Raw genomic sequence first — 20,640 nt, forward strand, 5'->3', positions numbered from 1 at the left:
GGCGTGGGGGTCGAGGAGGGCTATGCGCGGAGAGTGCAGGAGATGGGGCAGGCAGAGCTTCTCGCGCTGTGGGGACGGGTGAGGCGGCGCGAACGAATCGAGGGGGGGGCTCCTGGCAGGGCGTTCGAGTTCCTGCTGCTGCGGGCCTTCCAGCTCGAAGGAGCGAAGGTGGTCTGGCCCTACGCGAGCGTCATCGAGCAGATCGACGGGGGCGTCTACGTCGATGGACTGTCGTGTCTCGTGGAGGCGAAGGACCACGCCGAGCCCATCGGCTTCGAAGCCATCGCCAGGCTCTCCGTGCGCATGCAGCGCAGGCCGAGCCCCGCGCTGGGACTGCTGTTCAGCACCAGTGGGTTCACCTGGCCTGCCTTGAAGGCCGTGGCGGCCCACCCGCTTCGCAATGTCCTGCTCTGGCGCGATACGGACATCGCCATGGCGCTGGAGCACGGCATGCGCGCCTCCCTCCGGCGAAAGTGGCGCGTCGCCGTCGAAGTGGGAACCCTGGACCATCCACTCGCCAAGGAGGACTTCCGATGAAGCCCCAGGTCATCACCTCGAGCGAGCCCGCGGCCCTGCTGCTGCGCAGGTTGCTGGGCGCCGAGCTCGAGGGAAGAGTCGACGTGGCGGATGGACGCAGCTGGGTCAACGCCGTCAGCCGTGCCCGCGCGCTGCTCCATGGCGGCGCCACCGTGGCGCTGGTGCTCGGTCCTCGAAGGAGGCGTGGCCCCGACGCCCGTGAATGGGACAAGGCCTACGTCTATTCCCTGCTCAACCCCGATGCGGCGCGCACCGGGTTGCCACTGCGAGTGATTCTCCTGCGGGCACCACCGGAAGGGCTCCTCTTCCTGGAGCCCGCCCTCCTGCTGCAGGTCTCCGGCCGCGAGCCCACGCCGGAGCACCTCGCCTGGGCACGCACCGCCCCACGCGAGGCGCTGTCCGCCCTGCTGGGCGTGAGGCCCACGGCCCTGGCCCGGACGCTGGCGCTCCGGTTGGAAGGGGTGGACATGACGCCTCTCGCCTCACAGCCTGCGATTCAGAAGCTCCGGAAGTTCATCCACACCCAAATTCAACGGTCCGAGCGGCGCCCCATCCCTGACATGGCGCCCGCCGGTTGACGGGTGACCCCGCGCGGCGCGACGAAGGTCGGAGCAGACTGCGAACATGCGCGGGCCCTGGGCGCCCCAGGGTCCCCGGCGCCCTGTCCCGGGCGGGGGTTCGCAAGGAGCCTGCACCATGACGAAGTCACCCCGCCCCGCTTCCTCCGCCCCCCGCTGGCGCGCCCTGCTGGGCCTGGTGGCCGCGCTCACCCTGGGCCTTGTCTCCGCCCCCGCGCTGGCCGCCGACGAAATCCGCCTGCTCAAGGCCCACAGCGCCGTGAGCTCCTACCGTGGGCAGAGCTGGCAGGACGTCACGTACACCCTGCTGGTGAAGAACCTCGCCTACGAGAAGTTCGTCTACGTCTACCAGAAGCAGCCGGACGGCTCCTGGGTGAACCTCCCCGGCACCTACGTGGGCCCCGCCAGCCCGGGCTTCGAAATCTGGCGGGTGACGAAGCAGTACCCCAGCTGGGGAGCGAACCCCGAGCCCTCGCGTGATTTGGAGTTCGTCCCCCGCCTCGTGGTGGGCGGCACCTTCTACTGGGACAACAACTGGGGGGCGAACTACCACCTCGGCCGGAACGACGGCCCCATGCTGCACAACACGAATGTCCTCGTCGACGCCAGCTTCTGGCGGGCCAACGGTGACCTGGACGTCAGCATCGACGTGAAGAACCTCGCGTACACGAAGAGCGTGACGGTGGTCTACACCACGGACAACTGGGCCACCTCGCACGAGGCGCCCGCCGGGTTCGTCAGCGGCTACACCTACGCCTACGCCTACATCAACAGCCCCAACGTGAAGAACGTGGAGCGCTGGCAGGCCCACATCCCCGGCGTCACCGGCGCCTCCTTGAAGTTCGCCGTCCGCTACCAGGTCAACGGGCAGACGTACTGGGACAACAACTTCGGCCAGGACTACCGGCACGCCGGCCCCACCCCGTAGCCCCGGGTGGGAGGCGCCCCGGGACACGGCCGCCGGGCTGGCCGGCGGGCATGCTTCCGGGGCCCCTGCCCTCGACACGCCCTTTTCCATGGTTATGGGGAGACGACGCTCGCGCTCCATGGAGCGCCCGGAGGCCTTGCTACATGTCCGTCGAAAACTCCCCCCAGCGGGAAACCCACGCCTTCCAGGCGGAAATCAACCAGCTCCTCAGCCTGGTCATCAACTCGCTCTACAGCCACAAGGAGATCTTCCTGCGCGAGCTGGTGTCGAACGCGTCCGACGCGCTCGACAAGCTGCGCTTCCGCTCCATCACGGAGCCCGAGCTGCTGGCGGACGAGCCCGCCCTGGAGCTGCGCGTCATCCCCGACGCGGAGAAGGGCACCGTCACCATCGAAGACACCGGCATCGGCATGTCCCACGACGAGCTGGTGAAGAACCTGGGCACCATCGCCCACTCCGGCTCGCGCGAGTTCATCGAGGCCCTGTCCCAGAAGGGCCAGAAGGACATGCAGCTCATCGGCCAGTTCGGCGTGGGCTTCTACAGCGCGTACCTCGTCGCGGACCGGGTGGAGGTGGTCAGCCGCGCCGCCGGCAAGGACGCGCAGGCCTGGCGGTGGACGTCCGAGGCCAAGGGCTCCTTCACGGTGGAGCCGGCCGAGCGCGCCTCCCGGGGCACCGCCGTCATCCTCCACCTCAAGGAGGACCAGAAGGAGTTCCTCGAGGAGTACCGGCTGCGGACGCTGATTACGCAGTACTCGGACTACGTGGGCCACCCCATCAAGCTCCAGGTGAAGAAGACCACCGGGACGGGGGATGACGCGAAGACGGAGACGTCGCTGGAGGTGGTCAACAAGGCCAGCGCCCTGTGGCAGCGCTCCAAGTCCGAAATCACGGACGAGCAGTACCAGGAGTTCTACAAGCACCTGACGCATGACTGGGAAGCGCCGCTGGCGTGGACGCACTTCAAGGCGGACGGCAACCAGCAGTTCACCGGCCTGCTCTTCGTGCCCAAGCACCCGCCCTTCGACTTGAACGCCCAGCAGCAGCGCGGCGTGCGGCTGTTCGTCAAGCGCGTGTTCATCATGGACCGCTGCGAGGAGCTGGTGCCGCAGTGGCTGCGCTTCGTGCGCGGCGTCATCGACTCGGACGACCTGCCGCTGAACGTGTCGCGCGAGCTCTTGCAGGACTCGCAGGTGGTGCGCGCCATCCGCAAGCACGTGGTGAAGAAGTCGGTGGACCTGCTGGAGAAGCTGGCCAAGGACAAGCCCGACGACTACCGCGAGTTCTGGAAGGCCTTCGGCACCGTGGTGAAGGAGGGCCTGGCCACCGAGGCCGAGCACAAGGACAAGCTGGGCGGCCTCTTGCGCTACGAGAGCTCGCGTGAGGAGGGGCTCACCTCACTGGCGGACTACGTGTCGCGGATGAAGGAGGGCCAGGAGGCCATCTATTACATCTACGGCGAGTCCCGGCAGGCGGTGGCGGACAGCCCCCACCTGGAGGCGCTGAAGAGCCGCGGCTACGAGGTCCTCTACATGACGGACCCGGTGGACGAGTGGGCCGCGCAGGGCCTGCGCGAGTTCCAGGGCAAGCCGCTGGTGTCCGCGCTCACGTCGGACCTGAAGCTGCAGTCCTCGGACGAGCAGAAGAAGGAGCAGGAGCAGAGCGCCGAGGGGCTGAAGACGCTCACCACGAAGATGAAGGACGTGCTCCAGGACTCGGTGCGCGAGGTGCGCGTGTCGGACCGGCTGACGGACTCACCGGTGTGCCTGGTGGTGCCGGAGGGCGGCACGCCCGCGTACCTGGAGCGGCTGCTCCAGCAGCGCGGCAAGGGCATGGGCATGCCGCGCGTGAAGCGCATCATGGAGGTCAACCCGAAGCACCCCGTCATCGCCCACCTCAAGGCGCTGACCGAGCGCGAGCCGGGCGCCGAGCAGGTGAAGGAGTGGATTGAGCTGCTCCACGACCAGGCGCTGCTCACCGAGGGCAGCACCATCGCCGACCCGAACCGCTTCGCGCGGCGGATGACGGGCCTGCTGACGCAGGTGGCGGCCCAGGCCGCCGGCAACGGCGCCACGGCGGTGTCCCAGACGCAGGCCCCCGCTCCGGAGGCCACCGCCACCCCGCCGTCGGCGTCCACGCCCGCGGTGAGCTGAGCGGGCCCTGGAAAGCAGGCCGGAGCGGAGCCGCGCGGAACGGGCGGCTCCCTCCGGACGCGCTACCAGGTGATGAGCCAGGTGGTCGTCTCGCCCCCCTTGGTGACGCTCGGCCTCGTGGCGTCCAGCTGCACGCGGGCCTGGGGCTTGAACTTGTGCGCCATGGAGACGATGAGCCCGCGGATGAACTCGTCCGGGTAGAAGCTGTGGGCGATGAGCCTGCCCGCGTTGCCGGACGGGGACGGCTCGTACGCGAGGCTGCCGACGCCGGGCAGCTTCCGGCCCGTGGCCGCGTCGAACAGCGGCCGGCCGTTCTTCCCATGGTTCATGTGGTACGCGATGTCGATGGCGGCCAGCCCCGTGTGGATGTCCGCCGACGGGGGGAACACCGCGTTCTCGGGAATCTTCTTCCCGCCGTTGAAGACCACCAGCGAGCCCAGCTCCTGCTCCACCCGCTTCATCACCCGCAGCTCCGCCTCCACGGGGTACCAGGCCGCGGGGTCCAGCTTCAGCGAGCCGTCCGGGTTGGCCGTGCCCACGCCCTCCGCGAGGAAGTACTGGGCGGCGATGCTCTTGAACGTGCCGAACCCGTCGGCAATCGTGTAGAGGGCCTGCCCGAGAATCTGCAGTCCAGGCTCGAACGCGACGTAGATCATGATGGGCCTCCTGAACTCGCCCGTCCCCACAGAGGGCGGGCTTGAGTCGTGGATACCAGAAATAAGCTGGAATAACTTGATTGCTGTGCTTCGGATGGCTGCGCGTGGGTATCCGCCGACTCGGCCGCCCGAAAACCGCCATCTCGGGCATCGGCTATCCTCGGCTCCCTCTGGCAAGGGAGTTCCGCGACATGAAGCGAGTGGTGCTTGGGTTGATGGTGGCCGTCCTGCTGTCCGCGTGTGCGGCTTATGAGAAATCGGGAGACCGGGCCGCGGCCGTGGGCGACTGGAAGGGCGCGTACTCGGCCTACCGGCAGGCGCTGGCGAGCGAGCCGGACAACGCGGAGCTGAAGGTGAAGTTCGACCAGGCTCGCGAGCAGGCCCTCACGGACACGTGGAAGCGCGCGCAGACATGCGCCCAGGTGGACGACTGGAACTGCGCGCTGTCCGAGGCGGACTTCGCCCTGGGCATCGACGGTGGCAACGTGGAGATTGCCTCCTTCCGCGCCAACGCGGCCTCGCGGGTGGCGCTGGGCATCCTGGACGGGGCGGCGGAGCAGGCGCAGCGCGGCCAGTACCCGGAGGCCGTCGGGGAGCTGGAGCGCGCCACGAAGCTCTCCCAGACGCCCGAGGTGAAGACGCGGGCGGACGCGGTGAAGCGGCAGATTGTCACCGGCGGGCGCGCCCGGGCGGAGGGCTACCGGCAGGAGCGCGACCTCATCGCGGCGCACGGGCTGGCGCAGCTCGTCGCGGGGCTGGACGGCTCGCAGGCCGGGTGGGCGCAGGGCATCGCGGTGGAGCACGAGCAGTACATCACCTTCGAGTACGAGCGGCTGGCCCGCGAGGGTGACGAGGCCCGCGCGCACCACGACTGGCCGGTGGCGCTGGAGCGCTACCGCGCCGCGCTGGGCCTGCGCCCGGGGGGCCGGGCGGCGCCGGCGGAGGAGTACGTGCGCCACATGGGGCAGGCCGAGCAGCAGCTCGCCAACCGCGACTGGCACGCGGCCGCGGACACCTACCGGGGCGCGCTGCGCACCGGGCAGGATGACGGCTACGCCCAGAAGCAGCTGGAGCGCGTGCAGCCCCGCCCCTACCGCGTCGCGGTGCGCTCGCTGCTGGTGTCGCCGGGCCGCCCGGACGGCAATGCCTGGGTGGGCGTGGCCAGCCCGCTGTTCAGCCGGCTCGCCCACCGGCTGTCGGAGATGGCCGCTCGCCGGGGGATGTCGGACATGGTGTTGGAGCTGGCCAACACCCTCCCCTACGAGAACCGCCCGAAGCTCCGGGTGGAGGCCCTGCTGCCGGATGGCACGCGCCTGACGACGCCTGTGCAGCACGGCATCTACGCCGGCTTCGACGCGGAGTTCGTCACCATCGCCAACGCCTTCGACGACCAGCGCGTCACCTTCCAGGTGTTCCTGGAGGACTCGCGCGGCGGCGAGCTGCTGGGCTCGGTGGACGTGGCCCTGCGCGAGCTGGTGGAGCAGCGGGACCTGTCACTGCGCGGCAGCTCGGTGCTCGCGCTGAAGCTGTCGACCGCGACGGGCGACGGGCGCGAGCCGGGCTCCTTCGTGGGCATGGCCCGCGTGGTGCCGCCGCCTCCGCCTGGCCAGCCCGGCGGGCCGGGGCACGTCGCCACCCCGGTCCACTGAAGGCCGCCGCACCCGCCCTCCCCTGCGTCACGCCACGGGGAGGGACGGGCTCTCGCGGCTCGGGGCCGCGTCAGTCGTACGTGACGATGAGCGAGCCGGCCGTGTAGCCGCCCTTCGCGCCGTAGACGCGGACGTAGTACTTGCCCGGCTCGGCGAAGCTCAGGTCGCAGTTCTCCGTGCTGTGCTCGTTCATGCTTCGGCAGTCGTAGGCGCTCGGCGTGGGAGCGGCTCCGCGCAGCACGTAGAGGTCCGCGTTGCCGGTGCCGCGCAGGCGGGCATGGACGGTACGGTAGGCCCCTTCCGCGGGCTCGGGAATCTGGACCGTGAAGACCTGGGATGCGCCTGCTTCGCCGGACAGGTCCGTCACCAGGACGCCCGGCTCCACGGGGATGTAGCCGCCCTTCCAGGTCACCACCAGCGAGGCGCCGCTGTACGCGCTGAAGCCGTTCAGCATCGCGTACCAGGTGCCGTGGGCCGGAGCCGCGAAGGTGCACACCTCGTTGTTGCCGGCCCGGTAGGGACGGCAGTCATAGCTGGTGGTCGTCGGCGCGGAGCCCTGACGCACGTACAGGTCCGCGTCCCCCGTGCCGCCAGCCAGGGTGAAGGTCAGGTCGGTAGCGCCCTCGGGCACCACCACCGAGAAGTAGCGCTGCTGGCCCCGCGCGCCCGAGAGGTTGGTGGCGGGGACGTCCTTCTCCAGCGGAGTGGACGGAGGCTGGCGGATGATACCCACCTGCACGGCCGTCCACGCGCGGGTGACAGACGTCACGGTCGCCGCGTCGTAGCCCAGCTGGGCCGCGGCCTGCTCGGTGGCCGTCTTCGCGGCCTCGAAGTTGGACGAGGGCAGCAGCAGGTCCACGTTCGCCTTGTAGAAGATGCGCGCGGCCTTCTCGATGCCGATGCCCGTCACCGGCAGCTGGTTGGGAGTCCGCGGGTGCAGGCCGCCCTGCGACAGCAGGTAGAAGGCCAGGTTGGCGATGCCCGAGCTGTAGTGCACGTCGGTGCCCGACACGTAGTCGGCGTAGGAGTCCAGCGACACGCCATCCAGCTTGGGGTCGTGCATGTAGCGGAGGGCGTCTCCCGGGATGTCGGGCGTCCACACGTCCTCGGCGAAGAGCCACGTGTTGGCGTCGACGACCTTGCCCCTGCCATGCCACTCGCAGACGGCACCGAAGATGTCGGCGATGCCTTCGTTCAGTCCGCCGGACTCGCCCGAGTAGATGAGGCCCGAGGTATGGTCGATGACCCCGTGGGTGAACTCGTGCGCGATGACGTCCAGGGCCCGGGAGAGCTCGGGCGCCGCCACGCCACCTTCGCGGAGGACGATTCGCGTGCCATCCCAGAACGCGTTGAAGAAGGGCCCTCCCCGGTAGACGGTGCTGTGGAGGGTTGCGCCCGCGCCGTCATACGAGTCGTAGCCGAACAGGTCGCGGTAGCACTCATGGGCGGAGCCCAGGTGGTCGTAGGCGATGTTGACCAGGGGGTTCTCCACCGGCTGCTGCCCCTCGCTGCGTCCCGGGCCGCCGTCCCCGTCGACGACCTGGCGATTCAGCGCGGCGTGGATGTGAGGGAGGCGCTCGAACACGTCTCCGTTGCTCGCATTGACGAGCACCGAGTCGTCCACCGGCACGCCGTCCTCGCCCATGCCCGTGACGCGCACTTCGTACGCCAGCACGAGGTCGCCGCCGTCACGCCAGTAGACGAGCCGGGGCGTGCCGGTGACGGCGGCCCCCGCCGGAGCCGCGCGGTCCGCCTTCGCCGCCGCGATGGCGGCCTCGGGGGCGACGGTGGCCTTGGAAGGCGCCCGCCGCAGGTCCCCGCGCATGTTGGTGTTCGCCGCGAAGACGGCGCCGTTGCGCGCATGCAGCCGCAGCTCCGCGCCCAGCACCTCCACGCCCTCCTGCCTCACGGCGAAGCGGAAGTGCGCGTCCCCGTCGAAGCCGACATAGGCCTTCGTCAGGTCGAGGTCCTCCGGGGCCAGCCGGAAGGGCGCCGCCACCTGGGCCAGCGCCGGCAGCAGCTGCCCCCGCTGGATGGACTTGACGGCTTCGGCCTGCGTTGGAACGAGCCCGAGCGGGCCCGTGATGAAGGTGGGAACCGCGGCCGCGTCCCGGGACACCACCTGGAGCCCGTCGGCCAGGGCCGTCGAGGCCCGCCGCGCCACGGCCTCCGGCGCCTGCTTCTCCCGGGGAGGAGCCTCGGTGCAGGCCCCCGCCAACAACGTCAACATCGAGACGCCCAAGGCGCCCCGCATTCGCTTCTCGACCATACGTCCCCCTGGAAATCAGTGTGGGTGCGTATGGTGCTGCTAAAGAAGTTTGATTTACAAGAATCTACGGGATTTCACTTACTACGGTTCCTGCTAGGGATTGACGTGGTGCGCCGTCAGGCAATGAGGTCGAAGTGGGCCTGGAGCGTCCCGCCGGGCGTGGGAGGTGGCCACGGCTGTCCGAGGACGACGACGTCCCACGCCCTGCGCATCTGCCGGGCAGCGCGCGCGGGTGGCATCCGACCCACGGCGGTACACAGGCCGGGGCAGAGCAGGCTCCGGATGGGCCTGTGCGGGTTGGCGGCGTTGTGTGATTGCACGGCACGCAGCGTGGCCCGGAAGGCGAGCCAGGCATTCACCGTGTCGGGTACGGCCATGGGGATGCGCATGGTGGGAGCGCTGACGAGCCAGGGGATTTCCGCATGCCGCGTCTCGATGATGAGCGCCGAGCCCACGGGCAGCTCGCCATGGTGCTCGGCGCGAAGCCGCTCCTGGAGGCGCGTCTGGAGGTCCCAGCCGAAGAACTGGCTGTAGACCAGGTCGATGCCGCCATCCATGTAGCCGAAGCTGTTGGCCGGGCTGACGATGGCGTCCGCGCGCTCTCCGAAGATGTCGCCTCCGGAGACCTCGACGCCCTCACAGCCGTGGAACTCCCGGCGCCAGGCCAACACCATGGCGCTATTCAGGTCGCGAAGCTTCAGGGGAAGCAGGGTCATGGGCCTGACCTCGACGGTGGGCGGCGCGGAGGACTGACGGAGGGGAAGTCAGTCTCTCCCGGCCCGGGCAGGAGGGGAATGCGCCCGCGCGCCGCTGTGGGGGTCAGGACCTCACGACTCGGAGCGCGGAATGTTCGACCTCGCGCTCCTGCCCTGCTGTCCCCTGTCGCCTCGCTGACTTCAGCGCCGCTCAGGCCCCGCTGTCCGGAGCCCCACCCGGGCGCGGCCGGCCACCGTGGCCGCCGCCGCGGGGCCCACCCCGTCCACCGCCACGGCCCTCACCGCCACGGCCGGGACGCGAAGGCAGGGTGATGGACTCACCGTCCAGCGTCGCCTGGCCGCACTCGGGCCCGTAGACGAGCACGTGGGTGGAGCCATCCGCCTCGGCGCGCTCCAGCGTGCCGGACACCGGCCAGGTGCACACGGACGGCGGCACACGGGTGACGGCGCTCAGCGTCACCGTGGAGGTGTTGCCCCCGGCATCCGTCGACGTCAGCGTGCCCGAGCTGACATGGGTCGGAGTGACGGCGGCCGAGTCGAACGTCTCCTCCAGCGAGCCCGTCAGGTGGAGGCTGTCGATGACGTTGCCCTCCGCATCCAGGCGGGCGCGCGTGGTGTCCACGGTGGTGGAGCGGGACTGTGGCTTCTCATCGGACACGCCGATGACGGTGGAGGTGAGGGTGCCGGTGAGCTTGCGGGACGAGCCATCGCCGCGCGTGTGGGTGATGTCGTGGGTGGACTGCTGCTGGAAGCGCAGCGCCACGCCCTCGGCGCACTCGGCGGTGGGCGCCACCGTGGTCACCACGTCCACGGAACCCGCGGAGACCGGCGCCCTGGGCGCGGTGGAGGCATCCCCCTCCGAGCCCGGAGGACCGCCATGCCAGCTGCGTCCGCCGTGTCCCATGAAGCGGGCCTGGCATTCGGTCCACGCGAGGTGGAGCTCCGATTGGAAGGTCTGCCCGCAGACCTCGACGGAGGCGCTCTCGGGCGTGGTGTCACACTGGATGCCTTCGTGCTCCCATCGGCGCGCATGCACGGGGATTCCTCCCATGAGCTCGCGTCCCATGGGGACGTCGGCGTCCTGGACGTCGCCCAGGGCCTCCGCCACCTCCGTCGTGGCATCTTCCGTGACGACAGTCTCCGACGAGCAGCCGGCCGCGAGCAGCGCGACGGCCATGTACCGTGCCTTGAGGTTCATGCCTCTTCTCCGTGATGAGCAATAGCGAGCGCGACGCCGGCCCGGCGCCCGATGCTCAAAGTAGAGGCGAGTTCTTAAGAACTCCTTACGGAGCCCGAGGACGGCTCCGGCCGCGCCGCGTCACGCACCGGATGTGCACTGCTTCACGGCGGCACAGTGACGTGATGCCACCTGCCGCCGGGCTGGAAGGAGCCGCGCCGGCCTGCGGTAGGGTGTGTGGAAAGGAGCACGCTCGATGGCCTTCACACTGAACGTCAATGGCAGGGCGCACGCCATCGACGCCGAGGAAGACACGCCCCTCCTCTACGTCCTGCGCGACGAGCTGGGACTGAACGGGGCGAAGTACGGCTGCGGCGTCGGCCAGTGCGGCGCGTGCACGGTGCTGTGCGATGGGAAGTCGCTGCGCTCCTGCCTCGTCCCGGCTTCGGCGCTGGGCGGACGTGAGGTGGCCACACTGGAAGGCCTCAAGGCGCCGGACGGCACCCTGCATCCAGTCCAGCGCGCGTTCCTGACCGAGCAGGCGGGACAGTGCGCGTACTGCATCCCCGGCATGGTGATGGCGGCGGTGGCGCTGCTGCGGGAGAAGCCCCGGCTCACGGAGGCGGAGATTCGCAGCGCGCTGGATGCCAACCTGTGCCGGTGTGGCTCGCACAACCGCATCGTGCGCGCCATCCAGCGCGCCGCGGAGGAACTGGCCCGATGAGCACGCCCCTGAGCCGTCGCTCCGTCCTGCAGGGCACCCTGGTGCTGGCCTTCGCCCTGACAGGCCCCTTCGCGCTCGGCGCGGCACCGGGGCGCAAGGGATTGCCGGGAGCCCTGAAGCGCAACAGCCAGCTCGATGCGTGGTTGTCCATTGGCGCCGATGGAGTCGTGACGCTGAAGACGGGCAAGGTGGAGCTGGGCCAGGGCGTGCTGACGGCGCTGGGCCAGATTTGCGCCGACGAGCTGGACGTCGACTTCCAGCGGCTGAAGCTCATCTCCGGAGACACGGCGCTGACGCCGAACGAGGGAGTCACCGCCGGCAGCATGTCCATCCCGGAAGGAGGCACGGCGGTGCGCTACGCCTCCGCCGAGGTCCGCTCCCTCCTGCTGACCATGGCGGGCAAGCGCCTGGGGGTGAAGGAAGAGCGATTGAAGGTGCGGGACGGGACCATCACCGCGCCGGGAGGCCGCTCGGTCACCTACTGGAGCCTGATGGGCGGCAAGTCCCTGAGCCGGGAGGCCACCGGGAGCGTGGCGCCCAAGCCCGTCTCCGAGCGCCGCTACATCGGCCAGTCCGTGCCCCGCGTGGACCTGCCGGCCAAGGTCACCGGGGAGGCGGTCTTCGTGCAGGACTTCCGCTCGGACGCGCTGGTGCACGGGCGTGTCATCCGCGCGCCGTCGTACGGAGCGAAGCTCGTCGAGGTGGACACCGCGAGCGTGGAGGGACTGCCGGGTGTGCTGAAGGTGGTGCGCGACGGAGACTTCCTGGGCGTCATCGCGACGAAGGAGTGGCAGGTCATCAAGGCCGCGGCGCGCCTGGCGGAGGCTGCCCGGTGGAAGGAGCAGGCCACGCTGCCCGCGGACCCGTATGCGTGGCTGCTGGCGCAACCCGCGAAGGACACCGTCATCGAGGACGTCCCACGCCCCACGGACGAGGCACCGGTACGCACGTTGGAGGCGCGCTACCGCCGGCCGTACCAGATGCACGCGGCCATCGGTCCGTCCTGCGCGGTGGCGGAGTGGGACGGGGACACCCTGACGGTGCACACCCACAGCCAGAGTGTGTTCGACACCAGCGCGGCCATCGCGAAGCTGGTCGGCCTGCCGGCGGAGAAGGTGCGGGGCCGGCACCTGCAGGGCTCGGGCTGCTACGGCCACAACGGCGCGGACGACGCGGCGGCCGATGCGGCGCTGCTGGCGCGTGCCCTGCCTGGCAAGGCGGTGCGCGTGCAGTGGTCCCGTGAGGACGAGCACACGTGGGAGCCGTATGGCTCGGCGATGGTGACGAAGGTCCGAGCGACGGTGAACGCGGCGGGGCATGTGCTCGACTGGGATTACGAGCTGTGGTCCACGCCGCACGGTACGCGGCCCGGAGGCAATCCCGGCAACCTGCTGGCGGGCCGCTCCCTGGCGAAGCCCTTTCCCATGTCTCCGCCCTGGAATGGAGGGCCGCCGAACTACTCCGCCGACCGGAACGCCATTCCGCTCTATGCCTTCCCGGGTCGGAGGGTGACGACGCACTTCGTGGAGCAGATGCCGTTGCGAGTGTCCTCGCACCGGAGCCTCGGGGCCTATGCCAACGTCTTCTCCATCGAGTCCTTCGTGGACGAGCTGGCGCACGCGGCGAAGACCGACCCCGTCACCTTCCGGCTCCGGCAGTTGCTGGATGAGCGAGCGAAGGCCGTCATCGAGAAGGCGGCGGAGCGCTTCGGTTGGTCGGACAAGCCGCGCCCACCCGGGCGTGGACGAGGCATGGCCTTCGCGCGTTACAAGAACGTCGCCAGCTACTGCGCGGTCTGCATGGAGGTCTCCGTGGACGAGAAGGCGGGAGCCATCCAGGTGCAGCGGGCGGTGGTGGCGGCGGACGCGGGCGAGGTGGTGAACCCGGACGGGCTCATCAACCAGCTCGAGGGTGGGCTCATCCAGTCGCTGAGCTGGAGTCTGAAGGAAGCGGTCCGGCACGACGGCCGCCGAATCGTCTCGCGTGATTGGAGCAGCTATCCCATCCTCACCTTCTCCGAGGTGCCGCCCGTGGAGGTCGCGCTCATCGACCGGCCGGGAGAGCCGTTCCTCGGAGCGGGAGAGGCGACGCAAGGCCCCACTGCCGCGGCGCTCGCCAACGCGGTCTTCGACGCCACAGGCGTGCGAGTGAGAGACCTGCCACTGACACCGGAACGGCTGAAGGCGGCACGCGAGAAGACGCTCGTGCCTTGACCGAGCGCTGGATTACCCCGGCGGCGTTCCACTAACGTCCTTGGGCCGTGCGCGACCTCCCAGCGCTCTGCCTCGCGTTGCTGGCCACGTGCTGGCTGGGCTGTTCCACCGTCACGAACGCAGCCGTGCAGCCTTGGGATGAGGCGCGTGGGGAGTGCCACACGCCCCATGACGACGCGTGCGTCACCCTTCTATGCCTGGGTGACACCTGCGGCTTCTACCCCTGCGAGGCACTGCCCGGTGAACTGGAGCTGGCACGATTCCCTCCCGCACGGCCGCCAGCCGCCACGGCGGCGCCAGGAAGTGGGCCCCGCAGGAACTGGGGAGGCGCGCACAAGCTTCCTCGGGGAGCCGTCATGGTCTTCCCCAACTGGAACGGCGGTCCAGAAGAGCTCATCCCGCCGTCACGCCAGCTCCCTCCCGGCCGAACCGAGAAACATCACATCTTCCCCCAGGCGAAGGATCTGGCGGAGTGGTTCGTGCGGCAGGGCGTCGAGATTCACGACTACACCATGCCCATTCCACGCGACCTCCACCGGCGAATCCACGAAGGTGGCCCTTCGGGAGGACGCTGGAACGAAGCGTGGCGCGAGTTCAGGAGAGGCAATGAGAACGCCTCCCCCGAGGAGATCTTCAAACATGCAGGGGAGCTCATCTACCGCTTCCAGCTCATCGGCGGGCCTATTCAGCCCTACTATTCGATGCCAGGGACATGAGAGAGCCTGGACAGATGACGCGCATCTTTGAGCTCCGGCGAGACAAGGCGTGCTGGGAGCGCTTCAACGGGAGCCTTGATGCCGCGCACAAGTGGGGGCTGCCCGGCGCTCGTTGCTCCACATGTGGAGCGACGTGGAGCTCTTCAGGCCACCAATACCCTGCCATTGACCTGTCGCAACTGCCGGAGCGGAGTGAGTTCGAGAAACCAAGGCCCGAACCATTCACCGAGTTCGCCCGACTGCGCGAGCTGGTACGTCCCCTGGCACCACCGAACGCGGCGCTGCCGCCCGGTACCAGCTTCGGGCCGCTGGTGGGTACGGCCTCCGGGAAGTTCGCTCCCTTCACCTGGCTGGGGGACATCATGCTGCTCGTGCGCAGGGAGGAATTGGAGCGTCTCCAGGCCGAGGGTGTGCGAGGTCTGCTCGGCTGCCGGACGGAGCTCGCCTTCCGGCAGAAGAATCCTCCGGAACTGCTGGAGCTGCAGCTCGAGCCGCATGGCCGGCTGCACCCGGACTGCCTGCCCACGGACCTGCTTCCGCCGTGCGCCACCTGTGGCCGCGTCGCATTCCGCCTACCGGAGCAACCCATTCTGGAGGCGGCCTCGCTGCCCACGGACCTCGATGTGTTCCGAGTGGGCAGCTACGCCACGGTGATTGTCGGCACCCAGCGCTTCATGGAGGCCGTGCGCCACCTCGCGCTGGAAGGCACCACCTTCCGCGAGCTACCCACCCGCTGAGTGAACCAGGAACCTAGGACTTCGGGCACGCCGCGCCGTTGGCAATCCATGCCTGGATGAGCGCACCGAACGCCGCCTGGGTACCGGGCACCGGCTCCAGTCCCGGCCCGGGATTCCATCCCCAACCCACCAGCACGTCCTCCGCCATGTGGTGGTGGATGGCCTCCAGCGACTTGCCGCCGTTGCGCTTCGGGTCCTTCAGCTGCTCGCAAATCTCTCCCAGCGACTTCCCCACCCACGCCATCTCCTTCGGAGCCAGGGCCCACTTCGGATTGCCCGGGATGCTCCGAAGCGTTGCACCCACCAGCGGCGTGTTCGTCTGCTGATGGCACGCCTCGCAGTGCAGCCCCGCCGCCCCGTGCCCATCCGCTCCGCCCGACACCTTCGGCTCGTGCAGGCGCTGCTCCATCCCCTGCCGGGGCACACCATCCGCCGGGTGGCAGTTGACGCAGCGCGGATGCGCAATCACCCGCCCTGCCTCGACGAAGAGCGCGACAGACCGGGCCGCCGGGTCCTCGATGGAGGCGAACGAGGACACGGGCCGGAGTCCCCCGCGTGACGCATCCGCGACAGGCGCCTCGGCCGCCGCGGGCCGCGCCGGAGACTTGCAGCCCGCCAGTGCGCCTGCGGCGCTCAGCATCAAGACAGCGATGGGCAGTCGTCTCATTCAGCGCTCCAAATCCCGCAGTACGGCCTCCGCCGCACGGCGCCCGGAGCCCAGCGCGCCGTCGATGGAGGAATTGTCACGGTGGTCCCCGCACACGTACAGCCCGGGAGAGATTCGCACCGTCCGGTGCGGCGGCTCCAGTGCGTGCGGCGGCTGCGCGGGCAGTGCATGCCGAAGCGAGTACGTCCGCAGGTGCCGCCACGAGGACACGGCCGTCCCGAACCAGCCGGTGATCTCCTCCCGCACGCGCAGCTCCACGCCCTCCACGTCCCCCAGCACGGACACGGACACGAGCGACTGCCCCGGGGGCGCATAGGCTGGTGACACCTCGCTCATCACCGCCACGTTGTTCACCACGCCCCGCCCTTCCCCATTGAGCACCAGCCAGGGCCCCTGCACGGGCGGCTCCGGCGCGGCGAAGTAGAGGCACGTCACGCGGTTCATCCGGTGCGCCGGCATCCCGGGCAGCAGCCCCACCGCGCCCACCGGGTCCGCCGCCACCACCACCGCCTTCGCGCCAATCACCTCGCCGTCCTCCAGCCGCACGCGGTGGCCCCAGACCTCGGACACCGGCGCGCGCATCCGCAGCACTCCCGAGGGAAGCCGCGCCGCGAGCTGCTCGGGGATGGCCCCCATGCCCCGCTCCGGCACCACCGTGTCCCCCGTGGCGAACATCCGGAAGACGAACTCCAGGAAGCGGCTCGACGTGGCCAGCTCCCGCTCCAGGAAGATGCCCGCGAAGAACGGCCGAAGGAATCCCTCCAGCATCTCCTCCGAGAAGCCCAGGTCCTCCAGGTAGCGCTGCGCGGCACGCTGGGGCCGGTACCACAGGTCCTCCAGCTCGCCGGACACCGCGGCCTGCCGCAGCTCCAGCACGCGCAGCTTGTCCGTGAAGCTGCCCGGCCCCTCGAAGAGGTGGGAGAGAGCCTGGCCCGGCCGCCGCAGCGGGTCCGCCACCGTGAGCAACCGCCCGCCGCGCCGAACCTTCGCTCCAGGCACGAAGCGACGAAGCGCGAGCGCCTCGAAATCCAATGCCCGGCGCCCCTCCGGGTAGGCGGTGAGGAGCACCTGGAAGCCCCTGTCCAACAGGAAGCCCTCGTACGCGTCCGTACGAACCCGGCCGCCCGGTGCGTCCCCGCCCTCCAGTAGGAGCACCTTTATCCGTCCGGCGAGAAGCGCCCGGGTGCACGCCAGCCCGGCAAGCCCTGCACCCACCACGATGACATCCGGGTTCGACACGCGCGGCCTCCCACATGCACGCCAGAAACCCGCCGCACCCTGGCTTGTAAAGCCCGTCGGGCACAAGGGAGACTGCCTGCGGGTTGCGGCAACGGACACTTGTTGCTGAACCTTGTCAGCGCGCCCGTTAGCCTGGGCGCCGGTGCCGGCATCCCCCGGCACCCTTACCCGGAGAGAAGGCAGGAACCCCCATGTTGATCGTGATGCGACCCGACGCGACGGCCCAGGACATCGAGCGTGTGAACGACGAGATCCGCCGTCGTGGCTGGCAACCGCATGCGATTCCAGGGGGCACCCGCACGGCCATCGGCATCACCGGCAACCCCGGCGCGGTGGAGCCCGAGCCCTTCCGGGTCCTCCCTGGCGTCGCGGACGCGGTGGCCATCTCCCAGCCGTTCAAGCTCGTCAGCCGCGAGGTGAAGCCGGACAACACGCAGCTCGAGGTCGGCGGCCTCACCATCGGCGGCGCGGCGTTCCACGTCATCGCCGGCCCCTGCTCGGTGGAGTCGCGCGAGCAGATTCTCTCCACCGCCCACGCGGTGAAGAAGGCGGGCGCCACCATGCTGCGCGGCGGCGCGTTCAAGCCCCGCACCAGCCCCTACGAGTTCCAGGGGCTCAAGGGTGACGGCCTGGCGCTGCTCGCCGAGGCGCGCAAGGAGACGGGCCTGCTCGTCACCACCGAGGTGAAGGACGTGGCCACGCTGGACGCGGTGGCCGAGCACACCGACATCCTCCAGATTGGCGCGCGCAACATGCAGAACTTCAGCCTCCTGGAGGCGGTGGGCGAGCGCCGCAAGCCGGTGCTGCTCAAGCGCGGCATGAGCGCCACCATCAAGGAGCTGCTGATGGCGGCCGAGTACATCGTCGCCCGCGGCAACACCCAGGTCATCCTCTGCGAGCGCGGCATCCGCACCTTCGAGACGATGACGCGCAACACGTTGGACCTGAACGCCGTGCCCATGCTCAAGGCGCTGTCGCACCTGCCCGTCTTCGTGGACCCCTCGCACGGCATCGGCGTGCGCAAGGCGGTGCCGGCGATGATGCGGGCGGCGACGGCGGTGGGGGCGGACGGCATCATCGTCGAGGTGCACCCCGACCCGCCGCGCGCCAAGTCGGACGGCGCGCAGTCGCTGGACTTCTCCGAGTTCGAGAAGTCCATGAACGAGGTCCGCGCCATCGCCCAGGCGATGGGACGCGAAGTCGTGAGACTGGGGTAGGCCATGACGCTCAAAGAAGCGCTGGGCAAGGTGGTAGGCCGGCGCGACCTGACCCGCGAGGAGATGGCCCAGGTGATGGGCCTGATGCTCGCGGGAGAGGCGTCGCCTGCCCAGGTGGGAGCGCTGGCCACGGCGCTCAAGATGAAGGGGGAGACGGAGGACGAAATCCTCGGCGCGGCGGAGGCCATGCGGGCCTGCGCGGCGAAGCTCTCCCCCAGGGCGGAGGTGGTGCTCGACACCTGCGGTACGGGGGGTGATGGGGCGCACACCTTCAACATCTCCACCGCGGTGGCCTTCGTGGCCGCCGGGGCGGGAGTCACCGTCGCGAAGCACGGCAACCGCGCCGTCTCCAGCCGCTGCGGCAGCGCGGACGTGCTGGCGGCGCTCGGCGTGCAGATGGAGCGCCCGCACGAGCGCGTGGCGCGGGACATCGACGAGCACGGGGTGGGCTTCCTCTTCGCGCCCTCGCACCACAGTGCCCTGCGGCACGTGGCGCAGGCGCGGCGGGACATGGGCTTCCACAGCGTGTTCAACCTGCTGGGGCCGCTGACCAACCCGGCCGGTGCGCGCTACCAGCTGCTGGGCACCTTCGACGGCCAGCGCGTGGAGCAGACCGCGCGCGTGCTGGGGCGCCTGGGCAGCCGCCGCGCGTGGGTGGTGCACGGGGACGACGGGCTGGACGAAGTGTCGCCCTGCGCGCCCACCCGGGTGGCGGAGCTGTGCGAGGACGGCACCGTGCGGACCTTCACGGTGAGGCCCGAGGACGCGGGGCTGGAGGTGGTGGGCCGCGAGGCCATCGCCGGCGGCGACGCGGAGGAGAACGCGAAGCGGCTGCGCTCGCTGCTGGAGGGTGAGCGCTCCGGGCTGCGCACGGCGGTGCTGCTCAACGCGGCGGCGGCGCTGGTGGTGGTGGGCCAGGCGGTGGACCTGCGTGACGGCGTGCGGAAGGCGGAGCACGCCATCGACTCGGGCGCGGCGGCGCGCAAGCTGGCGGCGCTCATCCACGGGGCCGTGTCGTGAGTGGCGCACAGCGAGAAGGGCCGGCGTCCTCCGGGACGCTGGACCTCATCATGGCGCGCAAGCGCCGCGAGCTGGCCGAGCGTCCGCCCATGGCGCCACGCCCGCGCCCGGCGCCGCGTGACTTCGCGGGGGCCCTGGTGGCGCGTGTCCCAGGGCGGCCGGTGAGCGTCATCGCGGAGGTGAAGCGCAAGAGTCCCTCGGGCGGCGCCTTTCCCCACCCGGACGTGGTGGCGGTGGCGCGGGCCTACGAGGCCGCGGGGGCCAGCGCCATCAGCGTGCTGACCGACGGGCCCGACTTCGGCGGCGCGCTGGAGGACCTGGTGGCGGTGCGGGCGGCAGTATCAATCCCCGTGCTGCGCAAGGACTTCCTGGTGGCCGCGCGCGAGGTGGAGGAGAGCGCGCTGTGGGGCGCGGACGCGGTGCTGCTCATCGCGGACGCGCTGGAGGACGGCGAGCTGCGGGAGATGGTGGCCGCCGCGCGCGAGGTGCGGGTGGCCGCGCTGGTGGAGGCGCACACGGAGGCGCACGCCGAGCGCGCGCTGGCCGCGGGCGCGGAGCTGGTGGGCATCAACAACCGGAACCTCGCCACGCTGAAGACGGACACGGGCACGGCGCTGCGGGTGATGCCGCGGCTGCGCTCCCGCTCCAAGGCGCTGGTGGCGGAGAGCGGGCTGAAGTCGCTCGCGGACCTGCTGGCGGCGCGTGAAGCGGGCGCTGACTCCGTGCTGGTGGGCGAGTCCCTGCTGCGCGAGGCGGAGCCTGGACGGGCGCTGCGGCGGCTGCTCGGCGTGGAGGTGCCCCCATGAGCGTCCGCGTGAAGGTCTGCGGCGTCACCCGCCTGGACGACGCGAAGGCCACGTGGGACGCGGGCGTGGACGCGCTCGGGCTCAACTTCTATCCGAAGTCTCCGCGTTGCGTGGACGTGGCCACGGCGGCGGCGCTGGCGGCCACGCGTCCTCCGCTGGGCACGGTGGTGGGCGTATTCGTCAACGCGGCACCGGACGACATCCGCGCGAAGGTGCGCGAGTGCGGCCTCACCGCGGTGCAGCTCCATGGAGACGAGCCGCCGGAGGCCTGCTCGGGCTACGGCGTGCCCGTCATCAAGGCGCTGCGGGTGCACGGGCCGGGGGACGTGGCGCGCGCTCGGGCGTATGTGGGCGTGGGCGACGTGGCGGGGCTGCTGCTGGACGGGGCGGCTCCGGGATACGGCGGCGGGGGCGTGGGCTTCGACTGGTCGCTGGTGGCGGGGCTCACGGGCATTGGCGTGCCCGTGTTGGTGGCGGGCGGCCTGAAGCCGGCCAACGTGGCCGAGGCGGTGCGGGCGACGCGGCCGTACGGTGTGGATGTGGCCAGCGGGGTGGAGTCGGCCCCTGGCATCAAGGACCTGGACGCGGTGCGCGCCTTCGTGCGGCTCGCGAAGTCCATCAACCTCTGGGAGTGAGAG

General features: G+C 70.3%; 19 protein-coding genes. 13 read left to right on the forward strand and 6 right to left on the reverse strand.

What is annotated here, in order from left to right:
• The first annotated feature begins 3 nt into the window (after positions 1–3).
• From LXT23_RS48085 to htpG, 4 genes are all read left to right on the forward strand, one after another.
• A complete protein-coding gene (locus LXT23_RS48085) occupies positions 4–537 on the forward strand; it encodes a restriction endonuclease (protein ID WP_253987292.1) in 534 nt (177 codons plus the stop codon).
• Positions 534–1,115 carry a hypothetical protein gene (locus LXT23_RS48090; protein ID WP_253987293.1) on the forward strand — a complete coding sequence of 194 codons (582 nt, stop codon included), beginning with the start codon at positions 534–536 and terminating at the stop codon, positions 1,113–1,115. The genes LXT23_RS48085 and LXT23_RS48090 overlap by 4 nt, the downstream gene beginning before the upstream one ends.
• A 118-nt stretch (positions 1,116–1,233) precedes the next feature.
• Positions 1,234–2,043 carry a carbohydrate-binding protein gene (locus LXT23_RS48095; protein ID WP_253987294.1) on the forward strand — a complete coding sequence of 270 codons (810 nt, stop codon included), beginning with the start codon at positions 1,234–1,236 and terminating at the stop codon, positions 2,041–2,043.
• A gap of 143 nt (positions 2,044–2,186) precedes the next feature.
• A complete protein-coding gene (gene htpG / locus LXT23_RS48100; protein WP_253987295.1) occupies positions 2,187–4,196 on the forward strand; it encodes a molecular chaperone HtpG in 2,010 nt (669 codons plus the stop codon).
• 62 nt (positions 4,197–4,258) lie between these two features.
• On the opposite strand, the gene LXT23_RS48105 is transcribed toward htpG, so the two are convergent.
• Positions 4,259–4,852, reverse strand: coding sequence for a hypothetical protein (locus LXT23_RS48105; RefSeq protein WP_253987296.1), 594 nt, complete (start codon positions 4,850–4,852; stop codon positions 4,259–4,261).
• 191 nt (positions 4,853–5,043) lie between these two features.
• On the opposite strand from LXT23_RS48105, the gene LXT23_RS48110 reads away from it, so the two are divergent.
• Positions 5,044–6,501 carry a hypothetical protein gene (locus LXT23_RS48110; RefSeq protein WP_253987297.1) on the forward strand — a complete coding sequence of 486 codons (1,458 nt, stop codon included), beginning with the start codon at positions 5,044–5,046 and terminating at the stop codon, positions 6,499–6,501.
• 70 nt (positions 6,502–6,571) lie between these two features.
• Here LXT23_RS48110 and LXT23_RS48115 read toward each other — a convergent pair whose 3' ends face one another.
• The 3 genes from LXT23_RS48115 to LXT23_RS48125 form a co-directional block, all read right to left on the reverse strand.
• Positions 6,572–8,770, reverse strand: a complete 2,199-nt coding sequence (locus LXT23_RS48115; protein WP_253987298.1) for a M4 family metallopeptidase — start codon at positions 8,768–8,770, stop codon at positions 6,572–6,574.
• 116 nt (positions 8,771–8,886) lie between these two features.
• Positions 8,887–9,486 carry a macro domain-containing protein gene (locus LXT23_RS48120; RefSeq protein WP_253987299.1) on the reverse strand — a complete coding sequence of 200 codons (600 nt, stop codon included), beginning with the start codon at positions 9,484–9,486 and terminating at the stop codon, positions 8,887–8,889.
• 190 nt (positions 9,487–9,676) lie between these two features.
• Positions 9,677–10,684 carry a hypothetical protein gene (locus tag LXT23_RS48125; protein WP_253987300.1) on the reverse strand — a complete coding sequence of 336 codons (1,008 nt, stop codon included), beginning with the start codon at positions 10,682–10,684 and terminating at the stop codon, positions 9,677–9,679.
• 235 nt (positions 10,685–10,919) lie between these two features.
• Here LXT23_RS48125 and LXT23_RS48130 point away from each other — a divergent pair, with 235 nt between their 5' ends.
• Genes LXT23_RS48130 through sitI6 form a run of 4 tightly spaced genes read left to right on the forward strand, consistent with a single transcriptional unit; the run spans position 10,920 to position 15,053 of the window.
• Entirely contained in the window at positions 10,920–11,387 is a 468-nt protein-coding gene (locus LXT23_RS48130; protein ID WP_253987301.1) for a (2Fe-2S)-binding protein, read from the forward strand.
• Positions 11,384–13,600 (forward strand): xanthine dehydrogenase family protein molybdopterin-binding subunit, encoded by a 2,217-nt coding sequence (locus LXT23_RS48135; protein WP_253987302.1) that lies wholly within the window; start codon positions 11,384–11,386, stop codon positions 13,598–13,600. Before LXT23_RS48130 ends, LXT23_RS48135 begins: the two co-directional genes overlap by 4 nt.
• A gap of 47 nt (positions 13,601–13,647) precedes the next feature.
• A complete protein-coding gene (gene sitA6, locus LXT23_RS48140; protein WP_253987303.1) occupies positions 13,648–14,316 on the forward strand; it encodes a SitA6 family polymorphic toxin lipoprotein in 669 nt (222 codons plus the stop codon).
• Positions 14,317–14,330: 14 nt separating this feature from the next.
• On the forward strand, positions 14,331–15,053 hold the full coding sequence (gene sitI6, locus LXT23_RS48145) for a SitI6 family double-CXXCG motif immunity protein (protein WP_253987304.1): 723 nt from the start codon (positions 14,331–14,333) through the stop codon (positions 15,051–15,053).
• A gap of 13 nt (positions 15,054–15,066) precedes the next feature.
• On the opposite strand, the gene LXT23_RS48150 is transcribed toward sitI6, so the two are convergent.
• Positions 15,067–15,720: an Isoquinoline 1-oxidoreductase subunit gene (locus tag LXT23_RS48150; RefSeq protein WP_253987305.1), complete on the reverse strand. Its 654-nt coding sequence runs from the start codon at positions 15,718–15,720 to the stop codon at positions 15,067–15,069.
• Positions 15,721–16,959: an NAD(P)/FAD-dependent oxidoreductase gene (locus tag LXT23_RS48155; RefSeq protein WP_253987306.1), complete on the reverse strand. Its 1,239-nt coding sequence runs from the start codon at positions 16,957–16,959 to the stop codon at positions 15,721–15,723.
• Between the two features lie 191 nt (positions 16,960–17,150).
• Here LXT23_RS48155 and aroF point away from each other — a divergent pair, with 191 nt between their 5' ends.
• Genes aroF through LXT23_RS48175 form a run of 4 tightly spaced genes read left to right on the forward strand, consistent with a single transcriptional unit; the run spans position 17,151 to position 20,637 of the window.
• Positions 17,151–18,176, forward strand: coding sequence for a 3-deoxy-7-phosphoheptulonate synthase (aroF, locus tag LXT23_RS48160; protein ID WP_253987307.1), 1,026 nt, complete (start codon positions 17,151–17,153; stop codon positions 18,174–18,176).
• A gap of 3 nt (positions 18,177–18,179) precedes the next feature.
• Positions 18,180–19,196, forward strand: coding sequence for an anthranilate phosphoribosyltransferase (gene trpD, locus LXT23_RS48165; RefSeq protein WP_253987308.1), 1,017 nt, complete (start codon positions 18,180–18,182; stop codon positions 19,194–19,196).
• Positions 19,197–19,246: 50 nt separating this feature from the next.
• Entirely contained in the window at positions 19,247–20,002 is a 756-nt protein-coding gene (locus tag LXT23_RS48170) for an indole-3-glycerol phosphate synthase TrpC (protein WP_253987309.1), read from the forward strand.
• A complete protein-coding gene (locus LXT23_RS48175; protein WP_253987310.1) occupies positions 19,999–20,637 on the forward strand; it encodes a phosphoribosylanthranilate isomerase in 639 nt (212 codons plus the stop codon). Before LXT23_RS48170 ends, LXT23_RS48175 begins: the two co-directional genes overlap by 4 nt.
• Positions 20,638–20,640: the final 3 nt, after the last annotated feature.

The organism is Pyxidicoccus xibeiensis (genome assembly GCF_024198175.1).
Lineage (GTDB): Bacteria > Myxococcota > Myxococcia > Myxococcales > Myxococcaceae > Myxococcus > Myxococcus xibeiensis.